Raw genomic sequence first — 16272 nt, 5'->3', positions numbered from 1 at the left:
CATCATGGCGGACGCGCCCGCGGCAAGGGTGGCGGCTGTCGCCGCGCCCTTGCCGCGGTTCAGGCGGCGCGTCCGTAGAAAATGCCGCTTGCCGCGCCGGTCAGGGCTTCTTGCCGAACCACTTGGTGTAGATCTTGTCGTACTCGCCGTTGGCCTTCAGCGTGGCGAGCGCCTTGTTGACCTCGGGCACCAGTTCGCTGCCCTTGGGGAACGCAATGCCGTAGAAGTCGCCGCTCTTGACCGAGCCGACCACCTTCACGCGGCCCTTGCCCGCGGTATTGGCGTAATACTGGACGTTGGGCGTATCGTGCACGGCGGCGTCCACGCGGCCGGTTGCCAGTTCGAGATAGGCGTTGTCGATGTTCGGGAACAGCTTGAGCTTGGCATCGGGCACCTGCGCCTTCAGGAAGTCCACCGTCGCCGTGCCGGTCTTGACCGCAACGGTCTTGCCGGACAGGGACTTGGCGTCGTTGATGTCGGTATTCTTTTCGCCGACCAGGATGGCCAGACCGCTTTCGTAGTAGGGATCCGAGAAGTCGATGACCTTCTTGCGATCGTCGCGTATCGTGATACCGGCCAGCGCGGCGTCGATGTTCTTCGTTTGCAGGCCGGGAATGATGCCGGCGAAGTCCATCGGCTGCAGCTTGTACTTGAGGTTGAGTTCCTTCGCGATGGCCGCCCACAGGTCCACGTCGAACCCGACGTAAGTGTTGCCCTGCTTGAATTCGAACGGCACGAAAGCGGTATCGGTGGCCACCACCAATTCCTTGCCCTGGGCCTGGACGGCGGAAGTGGCGCCGAACAGGGTCAGGGACAGGCCCACCATTGCGGCGGCGACTTTACGTTTGATCATGAAACTCTCCTCTTGGGGAGCGCAGGGCACCCCGGGCTTGTTGTAAGGGCATGATTCCTGGGTCGCGCCGGGATCGCCAGCGCAACTTACCGACGATCTTAACGCAACAATCCACGCCCCGGCGGGTGGCGGACCCCTTACAATCCGCGAGACATCCGGAGGTTTTCGATGGCCTACAAGTATGTGCGCATCGCTGGAAACCGCCGCCAGGTCGGCCTGGCGCTGGGCAAGCTGGCCCGCCCCATCATGGGGACCTATCTGGACCAGAGCGGCACCTGGAGCGCCCTGCGCCCGTGGCGCGGCCACCCGTTCGTCGATGACCTGGCCCAACAGGCGCAGGCCGCCATGCCGCAGATCTGGGAAGAACTTGAAGGCCTGGCCGAAGGCTTGCGCATGCCGGTCAGCGACGTGCTGCTATGGCATTGCCGGGGCGATCTGCTGCACAGCACCACGGATGGCTGCACGTCGGTCGCCATGCGGGCGGCAGACGGATCGCGCTGGATCGGCCACAACGAGGACGGCGATCCCTTTCTGTATGGCCGCTGCCACCTGGTGGATGTCGCGCTGGACGATGCGCCCGGCTATCTGAGCTTCTATTACCCGGGCTCTCTGCCCGGCCACACCTTTGCCGCCAACCGCGCGGGCCTGGTGCAAACCATCAACAACCTGCGTACCCGGCAGCGGCATGCGGGCGTGCCGCGCATGTTCCTGGCGCGAGCCGTCCTGGACTGCACGACGCTGGACGAGGCCGTGACGCTATTGCGCGAGCAGCCCCACGCGGGCGGATTTCATCATCTGTTGGGCGCGGCGGGAGATGCGCGCGTGCTCAGCGCCGAGGTGACGCCGGGATCGGTGTCCATCCAGGAAGTCGGCCGGCGCTACGGCCATGCCAATCACATGGTGCACGCCGCCACGCGTGGCCAGGCGCAGCTCGTGACCGACTCGTCGCGGGCGCGGCAGAACCGGATCGAAGGCCTGGTGGATGGGTGGTTGCCGGAATCGACCCACGCCGACATGCTTGCCGCCCTGCTCGATACCCAGGGCCATTTGCCGATCCTGCGCACGGCAAAGGACGACCCCGACGACGAGAACACGCTGGCCACTGCGATGTTCGAAATCACCGATGAGGCCGTCGTCCTGCGTGTTTACGACCGCAAGGCGCGCGCGGATATCGCGCTGGACGTGATGTCCGATCCCGAATGAACGGGACCGGACATCGCGGCGGGCATTACTGCGCGCCGTAGCCGCCACCCCCCGGCGTTTCCACGACGAACACATCGCCCGGCCGCAGCTGCGCGCTGTCCTGGGGACCGAGTTCTTCGATGGTGCCATCCGCGCGTTCAACCGTATTGCGTCCCATGGCGCCCGGCTGGCCGCCGGCCAGGCCGAACGGCGCATAACGCCGGTTGTTCGACAGGATGGCCGCGGTCATGTCTTCCAGGAAGCGAATGCGGCGCACGCCGCCGTCGCCGCCCGGATACCGGCCCGCGCCGCCCGAGCCCTTGCGGATCTCGTAGGACTCCAGACGCACCGGGAATCGGAACTCCAGCACTTCCGGATCGGTCAGGCGCGAGTTGGTCATGTGCGCCTGCACCACCGACGTGCCGGCAAAGCCCTCGTCGTGCGGACCGGCCGCGTCGATACGGACCGGACCGGCGCCAGTGCCGCCCGAAATGGTCTCGTAGTACTGATGACGCGCATTGCCAAACGTGAAGTTGTTCATCGTGCCCTGGCTGGCGGCCAGCACCCCCAACGCCCCGTACAGCGCGTTGACGATGCACATGGAGGTCTCCACGTTGCCCGCGACCACCGAAGCGGGCGGGTTCGGGCGCAGCATCGACCCTTCGGGCAGGATGATGGTCAGCGGCACGAGGCAGCCGTCGTTCAGCGGGATATCGTCATTGACCATCGTGCGGAACACATACAGCACCGCGGCCACGGCAATCGCACCGGGCGCGTTGAAGTTGTTGTCCAGCTGCGGCGACGTGCCCGTGAAATCCACCACGGCGCTGCGCGCCTCGGTATCCACACGCACCGCCACGCGGATGACCGCGCCGTTGTCCAGCGGGTACTCGTAGCTGCCGTCCTTGAGCACCGAGATCACGCGACGCACCGCCTCTTCGGCGTTGTCCTGCACGTGGCCCATGTAGGCGCGCACAACCTCCAGGCCGAAGTGATCACACATGCGCAACAGCTCTTGCACGCCCTTTTCGTTGGCGGCGATCTGCGCGTGCATGTCGGCGATGTTCTGGTCCGGATTGCGCGCCGGCCAGCGGCCCGACCCCAGGATCTCGCGCGCGGCTTCTTCGCGGAACTCGCCGTTCTTGACGAGCTGGAAGTTCGTGAACAGCACGCCTTCGTCTTCGACCGTCTTGGAGTCCGGCGGCATGGAGCCCGGCGTGGTCCCGCCGATATCGGCATGGTGGCCGCGCGATCCCACGTAGAACAGGATCTCGCGCCCCGCCTTGTCAAACACCGGCGTGATCACCGTGACATCAGGCAGGTGCGTGCCGCCGTGGTACGGGTCGTTCACCACGTAAGCGTCGCCCGGCTGCATCTTGCCGGCGTTGGCGTTCATGACCGTGCGCACCGATTCGCCCATGGAACCCAGATGCACGGGCATGTGCGGCGCGTTGGCGATCAAGCGCGCCTGCGCGTCGAAGATGGCGCAGGAGAAGTCCAGCCGCTCCTTGATGTTGACCGAGTACGCCGTGTTCTGCAGGCGGTAGCCCATCTGTTCGGCGATCGACATGAACAGGTTGTTGAACACTTCAAGCATGACGGGGTCGGCCTGCGTGCCGACCTTGCGCTGCTCGGGACGCGCCTCGACGCGGCGGATCACGAAGTGATCCTGCGACGTCAGCTCGGCCTGCCAGCCCGGTTCCACGATCGTGGTCTGGTTGGGCTCGGAAATGATGGCCGGTCCCGCGACCACGTCGCCGCCAGCCATGTCTTCACGCACGTATAGCGGCGTATCGCGCCAGGCGCCCGCGCTGTACATGCTGACCACGCGGCGGGCCGCCAGCGCGCCTTCGCGGGTACGCGACGTGGCCGCTTCGCCCACGCGCTCGCCGCCACCCGTGGCCTCGACCGAAATGGTCTCGACCACCAGCTCGCGGTTGGGCATCAGGAACGAATAGCGCTGGCGATAGGCCGCCTCGAAATCGCTGCGCGCCTGCGCCAGATCCGAGAAGGCCACTTCCAGCGCGGTGTCGGTGCCGCGATACTTCAGGTGCAGGCGGCGCTGCACGGAGATGTCCGCCTCGGCCACATGCTGGCGGCGCAGTTCGCCGACCGCCTGGTCTGCCAGTACATCCAGTTCCGCTTTCAGTTCGCCCATCAGGGACGCGTCCAGCACCTTTTCGACGGTCTTCTGGCGCATGTCCGTCTGATCCGCCAGGCCCATGCCATAGGCCGACAGCACGCCGCCCAGCGGGTGCGCAAAGACGGTCGTCATGCCCAGCGCATCCGCGACCAGGCAGGCATGCTGCCCGCCCGCGCCGCCAAACACGGTCAGCGCGTATTCGGTCACATCGTGGCCGCGCTGCACCGAGATGCGCTTGATGGCTTCGGCCATGTTGCCCACCGCGATCTGCAGAAAGCCCTCGGCCAGCTGCTCCGGCGACATCTCGCGGCCGGTGGCGGCAAGCACGTCGGCGGCCATGGCGGAAAAGCGTTCGACCACGGCGTCGCGGTCCAGGGGCTCGTTTGCCTCGGGGCCAAACACGTTCGGGAAGAATTCGGGTTGAATCTTGCCCAGCAGCACGTTGCAGTCCGTGACGGCCAGCGGGCCGCCGCGGCGATAGCACGCCGGGCCCGGATTGGCGCCCGCGGAATCGGGCCCGACGCGCAGTCGCGCGCCGTCAAAATGCAGGATGGAGCCGCCACCGGCCGCGACGGTGTGAATGCTCATCATGGGCGCGCGCATGCGCACGCCGGCCACCTGGGTTTCGAATTCGCGTTCGAACTCGCCCGCATAGTGCGACACATCGGTGGACGTGCCGCCCATGTCAAAGCCGATCACCTTCGGAAAGCCTGCGATTTCGCTGGTCCGAACCATGCCGACGATGCCGCCGGCCGGCCCGGACAGGATCGCGTCCTTGCCGCGGAAACGGTGGGCATCGGTCAGGCCGCCGCTGGACTGCATGAACATGAGACGGATGCCGGGCAGTTCGCCGGCCACCTGGTCCACGTAGCGCTTCAGGATGGGCGACAGATACGCGTCCACCACGGTCGTGTCGCCGCGCGAGACGAACTTGATCAACGGGCTGACCTCGTGCGACACGGACACCTGTGTGAATCCGATCTCGGCGGCGATGCGCGCGGCCTGCTGTTCGTGGCCGGTGGCGTGCCACGCGTGCATGAACACAATGGCCACCGCGCGGATCCCGCTGTCGAACGCAGCCTGCATGTCACGGCGAAGGCCGGCTTCGTCCAGCGGACGAATCACTTCGCCGTCGGCCGCCACGCGCTCGTCCGCCTCGACGACGGATTCGTACAGCATCTCGGGCAGCAGCACGTTGCGGTCAAAGAGCCGCGGGCGATTCTGGTAGGCGATGCGCAAGGCATCGCGGAATCCACGCGTGGTGACCAGCAAGGTGCGCTCGCCCTTGCGCTCGAGCAGCGCATTGGTGGCCACCGTGGTGCCCATCTTCACGCACTCGACCTGATCGGCGGGCACGGGCTGTCCGGGCGCGATGCCCAGGAGCTTGCGGATGCCGGCAACGGCCGCATCGCGGTATTGCTCGGGGTTTTCCGACAGCATCTTCGCCGTGGTGGTCGTGCCATCGGGGAGTCGCGCCACGATGTCGGTGAAGGTGCCCCCACGGTCAATCCAGAATTGCCACTTCATAGGTATCCTCGAAAACAAGAGACCGCCGCAGCGCGTTCGGCCGCGGTCGGGTTGCGGATGAATCGGGGCCCTGCCCCGGATGTTGGATTCAGAGAGAGGTCGCGGCCCTGGCCGCCTGGTCATACAGGCCGGACAGCGCGCGCAGCGTGTGCGCCAGTTGCCGGCTGAATTCAAGACCGCCCCCGCCCGGGCCGTCCAGGCCGGCGGTCAGGCATTGCTCGCGGATTTCGCCATAGCGCTTGAGGATCGCCGCGCCCTCGGGGGTGACGCTGTAGAAGACTTCCTTGCTGCTGCGCTCGCCGCGCACCACGCCAAGACGTTCCAGCTTCTTGAGCGCATAGCTGACGATATGGGTGTCTTCGACATTGAGCGTGAAGCAGATATCGGCCAGCTTCTTCGGCCGCTCACGATGATAGACATGGTGGAACACCATCACGTCGGTGGGCGTCAGGTCGGGCAGACCCGCCGCCGCCATGCATCGCACCGTCCAGCGGTCGAAGGCGTGGCTGGCGATCATGAGCCCGAATTCCACTTCGGAAAGATCGGGCGCGCTGCCGCCGGCAAGATGTGCCGACGACGCTATCAAGGTGGGGCTCATAAGGGCGCAAGCGAAGATTAAGTGGATGAAATACTAATAATTTATCTATATTTCATCAATAAAAAATGGCAGCGGACGGCAAAAAATCCCTCGTTTCGAGGGAATACCCCTAGCGATTAAGGTCGCGGTGAAGCCGTCAGGGCGCGTTCCACCCCATGGGCAGATTGGCCCGGATCATCCAGCCGGCAATCGAAATGCGCGCCGCGATCTCGGGCATGGCGTCGCCCGGCCCGAACCAGCGGGCGTCTGCAATTTCGTCTTCCTGGACCCGGATGTCGCCAGACACGTAGTCCGCAGTGAACGCGACCATCAGCGAATGCGGAAACGGCCAGGGCTGGCTGCCGAAGTACTGCAGGTTGCCGACTTTCAGCCCGACCTCTTCGAAGACCTCGCGATGGACAGTCTGCTCGATGCTTTCGCCGGGTTCGACGAAGCCGGCCAGCGCGGTGTAGCGGGCAGTCGGCGCGTTGGCGTGACGCGCCAGCAGGATGCTGTCGCCTTTGCGGATCAGCACCATCATCGCCGGCGAGATGCGCGGGTATGCGGACAGGCCGCACGCGGGGCATCGCAAACAGAATTCGTGCGCGACACGCTCGGCAGGCGTGCCGCAAGCGCCGCAGAACCGGTGGGTCCGCGCCCATTCGGCGATTTGATAGGCGCGGCCGGCCAGCGCCATGCCTTCGTCGTCGAACACGCCGAACAGCGAGCGCAGCTTCTTGAAGGCGTAACCCTCGGGCGCGTCAAGGCCGGGGTCGACACAGACCGTGCGATACGGCGATCCCGCCTGCATCCAGACCGGCTGCAAGGCCGAGGCGCCAAGCCCGATGCGTTCACACAATGCCGAATCCGGCAACACGCTGGACGACACCTCGACCAGCAATTCATCACGGCGGAAAACGAAATTCACACGACCCTCTTCGGCGCGTCATCGATCCCGCAATCTTAGAAGAAAAACGCGCTGACAGCCGGTCTGCACACCGCATCAGCCGCGGACTTGGCGGCGTCATTGAACCTTCAACCAATGAACAACATTCCCTTCCTAGGAATTACCCGTAAAACGCCGATTTCCCGCGCTTTGTTACCGCACAGCAACATAGAATGGCACGGCGCTCGGGCGGCGCGATGCCGCGCCGCGCATGCTTTTTTTCGCAATGCCTATCGGGTCAGACCCGACTTCACCATTCGCAAAGAAGGACCACCATGTACAAGAAAATCTCGCTGCTCACCGGCAGCATCGTCCTGGCATTCAGCGCGGGCGCACAGGCCCAGACCAAGTGGGACCTCCCCAGCGCCTACCCGGCGAGCAACTTCCACGTCGAGAACCTGACGACCTTCATCAAGGACGTCGACTCGCTGTCCCAAGGCAAGCTCAAGATCACGCTGCACAACAATGCCTCGCTGTACAAGGCGCCCGAAATCAAGCGCGCGGTGCAAGGCAACCAGGCGCAGATCGGCGAAATCCTGCTGACCAACTTCGCCAACGAAGACCCGATCTACGAACTGGACGGCCTGCCCTTCCTGGCCACCGGCTACGACGCATCGTTCAAGCTGTACCAAGCCCAGAAGCCGTTCCTGGAAAAGAAGCTGGCTTCGCAAGGCATGACCTTGTTGTACGCCGTGGCGTGGCCGCCCCAAGGCATCTTCGCCAACAAGGACATCAAGCAGATCAGCGACATGAAGGGCCTGAAGTGGCGCGCCTACAGCCCGGTCACGGCCAAGATCGCCGAACTCGTCGGCGCCCAGCCCGTCACCGTGCAGCAGGCCGAACTGGCGCAGGCCTTGGCCACCGGCGTGATCGATTCGTACATGTCGTCGGCGTCCACCGGCTACGACACCAAGACGTACGAGTACATCAAGAAGTTCTACGACACGCAGGCCTGGTTGCCCAAGAACGCCATCATCGTCAACAAGAAGGCGTTTGACGCGCTGGACCCCGCCACGCAGGAAGCGCTCAAGAAGGCTGCCGCGCAAGCCGAAGAGCGCGGCTGGAAGCTGTCGCAGGAAAAGAACAAGTGGTATCAGGCCGAACTGGCCAAGAACGGCATGGAAACCATCCAGCCCACGGTTGAGCTCAAGGAAGGCCTGAGCGTGATCGGCAAGCGCATGCTGGACGACTGGCTCAAGAAGGCTGGCGCCGACGGCCAGGCCATGATCGACGCCTACAAGAAGCAGTGATATCGCCATGCGCCGTTTTCTGGATAACCTGTACGGCGCGGCCGGCCTTCTGGCCGGCCTGTGCACGATAGGTGTACTCGTCTCGGTGCTGGCGGCGATCATCGCCCGCCAGCTCAGCTTCAACATTCCCGGCACTGACGCCTACGCCGGCTACTTCATGGCCGCCGCGGGCTTTCTTGCGCTGGCCAGCACGTTCAAGCACGGCGAGCACATCCGTGTGACGCTGCTGCTCAATTCGCTGAATCCCGCTGGCAGCCGGCGGCTGGACATCTTCGCCCTGGCCGTGGGTTGCCTGTTGGCCGCCGCCTTTGCCTTCTTCAGCGTCAAGCTCACCTACGACTCCTGGCTGTTCAACGATATTTCCACGTCGAACGACGCCACGCCGCTCTGGATCCCGCAAACGACCATGGCCGTGGGCACGATCCTGTTCTTCATCGCACTCGTCGACGAACTGGTCCGCCGTTCGCGCGGCGCCGCCGCCGCAACCTCGCAGCAAACCCATGAATGAACTTCTCGTCATCACCTTATTGGTCGTTTCGATCTTCGTCCTGCTTGGGTGCGGGGTCTGGGTCGGCCTGACCCTGGCGGGCACCGCCTGGATCGGCATGGAGATCTTCTCCAGCCGCCCGGCGGGCGACGCCATGGCCGTCACGATCTGGGGCGCCTCGTCCAGTTGGACGCTGACCGCCCTGCCGCTCTTTTTGTGGATGGGTGAAATCCTGTTCCGAACACGGCTGTCCGAAGACCTGTTCAAGGGGCTCGCCCCCTGGCTGAACCGGGTGCCGGGGCGCCTGTTGCACACGAACGTAATCGGCTGCGCGATCTTTGCCGCCGTGTCAGGCTCGTCGGCCGCCACGTGCGCAACGGTGGGCAAGATGACCATCCCCGAGCTGACGCGCCGCGGCTACCCCGAGGAAAAGATTCTCGGCACGCTGTCGGGCGCGGGCACGCTTGGCCTGCTCATCCCGCCTTCGATCATCATGATCGTGTACGGCGTGGCGGCGGACGTGTCCATCGCCAAGCTGTTCATCGCCGGCATCCTTCCGGGCATCCTGCTTGCGCTGCTGTTCAGCGGCTATATCGCCTGGTGGGCCATCCGCAATCCCGGCCAGGTGCCGGCGGCGGATCCCGGCCTGACGTTCATGGAGAAGCTGTCGCGCTCGCGCCATCTGATTCCGGTGCTGCTGCTGATCGGCGCGGTCCTGGGATCGATCTACACCGGTATCGCCACCGCCACGGAAGCGGCGGCGGTGGGTGTGGTGGGCGCGCTGATCCTGTCGGCGTTGCAGGGGTCATTGAACGGGTCCACCTTCAAGCAGTCGCTGCTTGGCGCCACGCGCCTGTACTGCATGATCGCGTTGATCCTGGCAGGCGCCCAGTTCCTCACGCTGGCGATGGGCTACATCGGCCTGCCGCGCGCGCTGGCGGAATGGATTGGCGGCCTGGGCCTGTCGCAGTTCGGCCTCGTCATGGCGTTGATGGTGTTCTTTGTCGTACTCGGCTGCTTCCTCGATGGCATTTCGATCGTCGTGCTGACCATGGGGGTGTTGCTGCCGACCGTGCAGGCCGCAAACATCGACCTGATCTGGTTCGGGATTTTCGTCGTGTTCGTCGTGGAAATGGCCCAGATCACGCCGCCGGTGGGGTTCAACCTGTTCGTGCTGTCCGGCATGAGCGGGCGTGAACTGCCCTACATCGCGCGCGCCTCGCTGCCGATGTTCTTCCTGATGATCCTGGCCGTGCTGCTGCTTTATGTGGCCCCCGGCATCGCCACCTGGTTGCCGCTGCACATGACGCTGTAACGTCGCGCCAACGCCACAGAAACCCCGTTCCGCGAACGGGGTTTTTCTTTTCCGTCCGTCCGTTATTCAGGCGGTGCGCGCTTGCCGGACTGTAAACCCGGGAAAACGCCGAATCTTTTCGATATTCCGCGCACGGCAACTTACTTAGAATCCCCAGGCGTTCCTGTGCGGCACCGGCAGGACGCACCACTGCAAAGCTGGCTGCTGCTCCGGACCCGCGCCCATTCACGGCGGCGGTGCAGTGGCCAGGCGTCCGGCAAATCGCCGGGCGCGGCAAGCCTCGCCACAAGCGCGGCGCAACCATAAATCAGCTACACCTGGAGGAGTCCAACATGAAACGCATCACCCTCTCGCTGGCGGCAGCCGGCCTGGGCCTGGCCGCCGGCGCGGCCAACGCTGAAACCAGCGTCACCCTGTACGGCATCGCCGACGTCAGCATCCGCTACCTGAGCACCAGTTCCGGCGCCGTTGGGCAAGACGGCAGCCGCATCAGCATGGAAAACGGCGCCATCTCCAACAGCCGTTGGGGCCTGCGCGGTTCGGAAGACCTGGGCAATGGCAACCGCGCCTTCTTCCGCCTGGAGAACGGCATCAATCTGCAGAACGGCAATGGTTCCGATCCGTCCAAGGCGTTCAGCCGCCTGGCGTACGTTGGCCTGGACGGCGGCAGCATCGGCACGCTGACGCTGGGCTTGCAGAACACGCCCATGTTCGACCTGCTGGCCGACTACTTCGACCCGCTGACCGTCGGCAACTACGAGCAAAACGCCTGGCTGCCCGCCGCCATGTCGCGCGTGCGCACCAACAACATGACCAAGTACGCCAACACGTTCGGCAACCTGTCCGTCGTGGCGTCGTGGGCCAACGGCGAAGACTGGGACGACCGCAAGGCCGGCCAGCAGTACGGCGCCAGCCTGCGCTACACGATCGGCCAGCTCGGCCTGGGCGCGGCCTGGCAGCAAACCTACGCCGCCACCGATTCCGACGAGCGCCAGCGCGCATGGAACCTGAACGCGTCCTACCAATTCGAATCGGCCAAGGTCTTCGCGGGCTACTTCAACGGCCGCGACGAAACCGGCTGGGTCAATGGCGTCATGGGCGGCACCACCACCGCCAGCCTGGACCGCAAGGACAACGGCTACTTCGCCGGCGTGACCTGGCAAGCCACCCCGCGCTGGGCCATCACGGGCGCGGCCTACTACGACCGCAGCGAGAACGTGGTCGTGGAAGGCGACAAGGGCAAACGCTACGCGCTGGTCGCCGTGGCCGAATACGCGCTGTCCAAGCGGTCCCAACTGTACGGCACCGTCGACTGGAACAAGGTCAGCGACGCCGCCAGCGGCGAAATCGCAGGCAAGAGCAACCAGCTTGGCGCAGCGGTGGGGTTCAGGCACATCTTTTAACCTCCGACGTGTCTGACACCCATGTAACGCCGTCTTCCAAGGGTGTCAGACACTCCCCTCCCCCTTGATTGCCGCCTGGACCACGGCGACAATCCCACGCGTGCCTTGCCGTTTTCCGTGGAATGTCCCCGGCCCCGCGCGTTCATCGCCATCCCCCCGCGGCGCCGCTTCCTCACCATGAACCGGGCCCGCCGTATGAGTCTTCTCGATGCCTGCGCGCTTGTCCCGCTTGACCGCCTGCGGCGGACGGCATGGACGGCCATGGCGGTGACGGTCAGCGTGCTGCTGGCGGCCTGTTCATCGCCGGTGCAGCTGATGCCCACGCCGGTCAAATTCACGACCGGCCAGGTCGATCCCTTCGCGCACAAGGCCGCGGCCGACACCACCGCCATTCCCCTGCTGTACGCCACCAACCGCGCCGTCTTTCTCGAATCGCGCCAACCCTTTTATTCGATCTTTCCGAGCGACACGCTGCGCCTGGGCGTGGCCAAGGTGCAGATCGGCGACGGCACATTGGACTGGGATCAGTTGCGCCAATTGTCCACCTCGGACAGCCAGCGCGGCCGGCCCGTGCTCAGCCTGGAGCGCATGGAAGAGCTGGTTGCGCTAGGCCCGCAAACTGACGCGGAAAGCTCGCCCGAAGCGCAGGCTTATTTCGCGCTCATCAACGACGCCCTGGCGGTCAGCCGGCACCGCGACCTGATCATCTACGTGCATGGCTTCAACAACGCCGTATGGCGCGGCACCGCGCAGGCCGCGCAGTTCCATCACTTCACGGGACGGCAGGCCGTGGTGCTGGTGTTTCTGTGGCCGTCGGCGGCCAGCCTGCTCGCCTATGCCACGGACGTGCGCGCGGCGCGCGAATCCGTGCCCGCATTCGCGCGTCTGATCGAGCTGCTTGCGCGCAACACGAACGCCGAGCACATCAACGTGCTTGCCTTCAGCGCCGGTGCGCGCATTGCCAGTGAAGGACTCGCGACGCTGGCCCAGCCGAAGCACGGCGAGACACGCGAGGCGCTGCGGGCACGCTTGCGGCTGGGGCAGATCTATTTCGCGGCCCCGGACGAAGACACGTACCGCTTCGTCACCGACCTGCGCCAATACATCGACCTGACCGAACGCGTCAGCCTGGGCGCCAACCTGGACGACCGCGCCCTGCGCTTTGCGGCGCGCCACCAGCGCGCGTCCCGCGCGGGCCGGCCCAGCGCCGACGACCTGACCAATGAGCAGGTCGCCTTCATCAACGCCGCCTCGCAGCAGTTGAACTTCGACATGATCTGGGTGGATCCCCGGGCCATTCCGGACCTGAACCGCCGCGCGCACAGTTTCTGGTTCGGCAACGCCTGGGTCAGCAGCGACGTGCTGATGCAGTTCCTGTGGCACAAGGCCCCGGCCGAACGCGGCCTGCAAGAGGGCTATACGCAGGAAGGAATGCGATTCTGGACGTTTCCGCCCGATTATGACCAGCGCGTCAAAGCCTTGATGCTCACGCGCTGAGGGGGGACGGCCGGTAGCGGAGGGCCGGTGGCGGACGACCGGAGGCGGAGGGCCGGTAGCGGAGGGCCGGTCGCAGACCCCCGCGACCGGCTCGGATCAGAACACCGCCATGCGGCTGTTGATCAGGTCGGTGACCAGCATGTGCCCGGGCGCATGCGTGATGCAGAACTCGGGGCGCACCGCCGCCACCACCGACTGCGGCGTCACGCCGCAGGCCCAGAAGACCGGCATCTCGCCCGGCCGGATCTCGACGGGATCGCCGTAATCGGGGCTGCCGATATCCGCGATGCCGATCAGCGCGGGGTCGCCGATGTGCACGGGCGCGCCATGCACCGACGGGAACCGCGACGTGACCTGAATGGCACGGATGGCGTCGGCGGCTTTCAAGGGCCGCATCGACACCACCAGCGGACCGCCGAATACGCCCGCGGGCTGCGTCGCGATGTTGGTGCGGTACATGGGCACATTGCTGCCCTGTTCGATGTGGCGCACGGGCAAGCCGTTGTCCAGCATCGCCTCCTCGAACGAAAACGAGCAGCCGATGAGGAACGACACGAGATCGTCGCGCCACAGGTCGCGCACGTCCGTCGGCTCGGCCACCAGCTCGCCGTCTTTCCAGACCCGGTATCGCGGAATATCGGTGCGGATGTCGATGTCCGCGCCCAGCTCCGGCAACGCCGGGTCGCCGGGCTCGGACATGGCCAGCAAGGGGCACGGCTTGGGGTTGCGCTGGCAAAAATGCAGGAAGTCCGCCGCCAGGGCGCGCGGCAGGATCGCCAGGTTGGCCTGCACGTGTCCCGGCGCCAGATTCGCCGTGGGGCCCGTCAGGCGTCCGCTGCGGGCGTCCAGCCGCGCCTGGCGGGCAAGCGCCAGGCTGGTTCTAACGTTATCTACGTCAGGCATGCATTCTCTCGTTGCGAAAAGATTGCCGGTCAGCGGCCGGCGAACAGGTCTTCCACGGACAAGCCGATGCCCAGCACACGGCGGTCCGCGCCATTGCTGGCCGCGATCATCAGGCCCACGGGCGCGGTGCCCGCTGCGTGGCAAGGCAGGGACAGCGCGCAGCCATCCAGGAAGTTGATGAGGGTGGGATTGCGCAGGATGAGGCCATTGGCGGCGTAGTAGGCCTCGTCCGATGCCTGCAGGTCCGCCACCGGCGGCGCCACGATGGGCGTGGTGGGCATGATGAGCGCGTCGTAGCCGGCGATGCGGTGGTCCACCGCCGCGACCCAGGCCTCGCGCGCATCGAGCAGCGCGATGTAATCGGCCGCCGACATGTCCTGCCCCCGCATGATGCGCGACACCACGCGCGGATCGTAACGCTTGCCCGCACGCGCGATCAGGTCCTGGTGCCAGGCCCAGGCCTCGGCAGCCGTGAAGCCGCCCTTGCTGTTGATGGAAGCCAGCGCGGCGAACTCCGGAATCTCGATCCGGTCGACCAAGGCCCCGGCCGCTTCCAGGCGTTGCACGGCCGCCGCAAAGGTGTCCGACACGTGCTTGTCCATGGCATCCAGCGCCAACGTCGTCGGGATGGCCAGGCGCAGGCCGCGCACCGGCAACGCCTGCGGCAACGGCCCCGCCTCGCCCGACAAAATGGCGTCCAGCTCAGCGCAGCAACGGACGCTGGCGGCGATGGGACCGATGGAGTCCAGGTTTGCCGACAACGGCAGCACGCCTTGCATGGACACGCGCCACGCGCTGGGCTTGAACCCGGTCAGGCCGCACAGCGCGGCGGGAATGCGCACGGAACCGCCCGTGTCCGATCCAATCCCGGCAACGGCCATGCCGTCGGCAACCGACACGGCCGCCCCGGACGACGAGCCGCCAGGAATGCGGCCGGTGGCGCGGTCATACGGATTGAGCGGCGTGCCGTAGTGCGGATTGATGCCCAGGCCCGAGTACGCGAACTCGGTCATGTTGGTGCGGCCGATGATGACGGCGCCGGCTGCGATCAGGCGCTGCACGACCTCGGCGCTCTCTTCGGCGGCGGGCTCGCCTTCGCGCGCCACGGAACCGGCCATCGTGGTTTCGCCCTGGACGTCGAACAGGTCCTTGATGCTGATGGGCAGCCCCTCGATTGCGGACCGCACGATGCCGGCCGCGCGCAGCGTGTCGGACGCGCGCGCCTGCGCCAGCGCGGACTCCGCATAAAGCTTGGTGAACGCGCGGGCGCCCTCGCCCGCCGGATCCTGCGCGCGCGCCAGTGCGGCTTCGGTCAACGCGACGGAGGTGCTGCGGCCCTCTCGCAGGGCCGTGGTCAGATCATTCAAGGTCGAAACCATCATTGTCCTAATGCCGCCTGGCGGCGTAAGTGTTCGGGCGGGCGCCTTCGCAGGGAATGCGCCCGGGTTCAATGCCCGGCAAGCTGGCGATCAGGCCACCACGGGCAGCGACTCGACATGATAGCGGTGGCGCAGCGTGCGGTTCAGGCGCGGATCGTGCAGCTCCATCGTGAAGTCGGCGGCCGGGCGGATGCCGCCAATGGCGGCCACGGTGCCGCAGGTCATCCCCGCGCCTGCCGGCAGGACGGCGCCGCCGCCCGTGTAGCCGGCAATCAGATCCTGGGGCGTGCGCAGCGTGGACAGCGGGCCTTCCTGGTACAGCACCTGCTCGCCGTTTTCCACGATGTAGGCACGGATGATGAGTTCGTCCCAGTGCCCTGCCACGTCCGCCAGCCGCCACGCTTGCGCGCCCACAGGCTTGACGCAGACCTGCTTGGACATCGCCACGCTGACGGTCTCCAGCTTGCGGTCGGTGTGGTCGGACGCGATGCTGACGTACATCTCGCCATCGACGGCGAACACGAAGGTCTCGACTTCGCCCGACGATTCCTCGCCAAGCGCCTGCACGTTCGATGCCTGCGTGAGCTGGTTTTCCGCGATGCGGTAGTACAGCGGGACGCTGCTGGGCCGCGGCACGCCGATGGCGGCCAGCTCTTCGATGTGATGCTCGATGGCGGCCATGTCGCGCCCGGCCCAACCGGCCACGATCACGCTGTTGAAGGTCACTTCCACCTGGCGGGGATTGGCGTCGTCGATCTGGAATACGGCTTTCATATCAGTCCTGCGAATAAGGGGATGGGGAATGGCGCG

Annotated in this window: 13 protein-coding genes; 6 read left to right on the top strand and 7 right to left on the bottom strand. The window is 65.7% G+C overall.

Annotation, left to right across the window (positions count from 1 at the left end; all coding sequences use genetic code 11):
• Positions 1-100: 100 nt before the first annotated feature.
• A complete protein-coding gene (gene glnH, locus QEP15_RS11940; RefSeq protein ID WP_152384360.1) occupies positions 101-853 on the bottom strand; it encodes a glutamine ABC transporter substrate-binding protein GlnH in 753 nt (250 codons plus the stop codon).
• Between the two features lie 168 nt (positions 854-1021).
• Between glnH and QEP15_RS11935 the strand changes: the two genes are divergently transcribed.
• Positions 1022-2056 (top strand): C45 family autoproteolytic acyltransferase/hydrolase, encoded by a 1035-nt coding sequence (locus tag QEP15_RS11935; RefSeq protein WP_217618051.1) that lies wholly within the window; start codon positions 1022-1024, stop codon positions 2054-2056.
• 25 nt (positions 2057-2081) lie between these two features.
• On the opposite strand, the gene QEP15_RS11930 is transcribed toward QEP15_RS11935, so the two are convergent.
• The 3 genes from QEP15_RS11930 to nudC form a co-directional block, all read right to left on the bottom strand.
• Positions 2082-5705, bottom strand: a complete 3624-nt coding sequence (locus tag QEP15_RS11930) for a hydantoinase B/oxoprolinase family protein (protein ID WP_217618052.1) — start codon at positions 5703-5705, stop codon at positions 2082-2084.
• Positions 5706-5793: 88 nt separating this feature from the next.
• On the bottom strand, positions 5794-6303 hold the full coding sequence (locus QEP15_RS11925; RefSeq protein ID WP_056317441.1) for a winged helix DNA-binding protein: 510 nt from the start codon (positions 6301-6303) through the stop codon (positions 5794-5796).
• Between the two features lie 136 nt (positions 6304-6439).
• Positions 6440-7210: an NAD(+) diphosphatase gene (nudC, locus tag QEP15_RS11920; RefSeq protein WP_280148809.1), complete on the bottom strand. Its 771-nt coding sequence runs from the start codon at positions 7208-7210 to the stop codon at positions 6440-6442.
• Between the two features lie 293 nt (positions 7211-7503).
• Between nudC and QEP15_RS11915 the strand changes: the two genes are divergently transcribed.
• From QEP15_RS11915 to QEP15_RS11895, 5 genes are all read left to right on the top strand, one after another.
• A complete protein-coding gene (locus QEP15_RS11915) occupies positions 7504-8478 on the top strand; it encodes a TRAP transporter substrate-binding protein (RefSeq protein ID WP_056317437.1) in 975 nt (324 codons plus the stop codon).
• A gap of 7 nt (positions 8479-8485) precedes the next feature.
• A complete protein-coding gene (locus QEP15_RS11910; protein ID WP_223575598.1) occupies positions 8486-8986 on the top strand; it encodes a TRAP transporter small permease in 501 nt (166 codons plus the stop codon).
• Complete coding sequence (locus QEP15_RS11905; RefSeq protein WP_280148808.1) at positions 8979-10280, top strand: TRAP transporter large permease; 1302 nt, start codon at positions 8979-8981, stop codon at positions 10278-10280. The genes QEP15_RS11910 and QEP15_RS11905 overlap by 8 nt, the downstream gene beginning before the upstream one ends.
• Before the next feature lie 332 nt (positions 10281-10612).
• Complete coding sequence (locus QEP15_RS11900) at positions 10613-11683, top strand: porin (protein ID WP_280148807.1); 1071 nt, start codon at positions 10613-10615, stop codon at positions 11681-11683.
• Between the two features lie 195 nt (positions 11684-11878).
• Positions 11879-13180: an alpha/beta hydrolase gene (locus tag QEP15_RS11895; RefSeq protein WP_253853693.1), complete on the top strand. Its 1302-nt coding sequence runs from the start codon at positions 11879-11881 to the stop codon at positions 13178-13180.
• Positions 13181-13276: 96 nt separating this feature from the next.
• On the opposite strand, the gene QEP15_RS11890 is transcribed toward QEP15_RS11895, so the two are convergent.
• The 3 genes from QEP15_RS11890 to QEP15_RS11880 form a co-directional block, all read right to left on the bottom strand.
• Positions 13277-14083 carry a putative hydro-lyase gene (locus tag QEP15_RS11890; RefSeq protein WP_056317425.1) on the bottom strand — a complete coding sequence of 269 codons (807 nt, stop codon included), beginning with the start codon at positions 14081-14083 and terminating at the stop codon, positions 13277-13279.
• A 29-nt stretch (positions 14084-14112) separates the two neighbouring features.
• Positions 14113-15462, bottom strand: a complete 1350-nt coding sequence (locus QEP15_RS11885) for an amidase (protein ID WP_280148904.1) — start codon at positions 15460-15462, stop codon at positions 14113-14115.
• 90 nt (positions 15463-15552) lie between these two features.
• Positions 15553-16236, bottom strand: a complete 684-nt coding sequence (locus QEP15_RS11880) for a DUF2848 domain-containing protein (protein ID WP_280148806.1) — start codon at positions 16234-16236, stop codon at positions 15553-15555.
• Between the last annotated feature and the right edge of the window lie 36 nt (positions 16237-16272).

Source organism: Achromobacter mucicolens (assembly GCF_029866465.1).
GTDB classification, from domain to species: domain Bacteria; phylum Pseudomonadota; class Gammaproteobacteria; order Burkholderiales; family Burkholderiaceae_B; genus Achromobacter; species Achromobacter mucicolens.
Note: the sequence above shows the minus strand (reverse complement) of the source record. Positions and strands in the feature narration are given on the sequence as shown.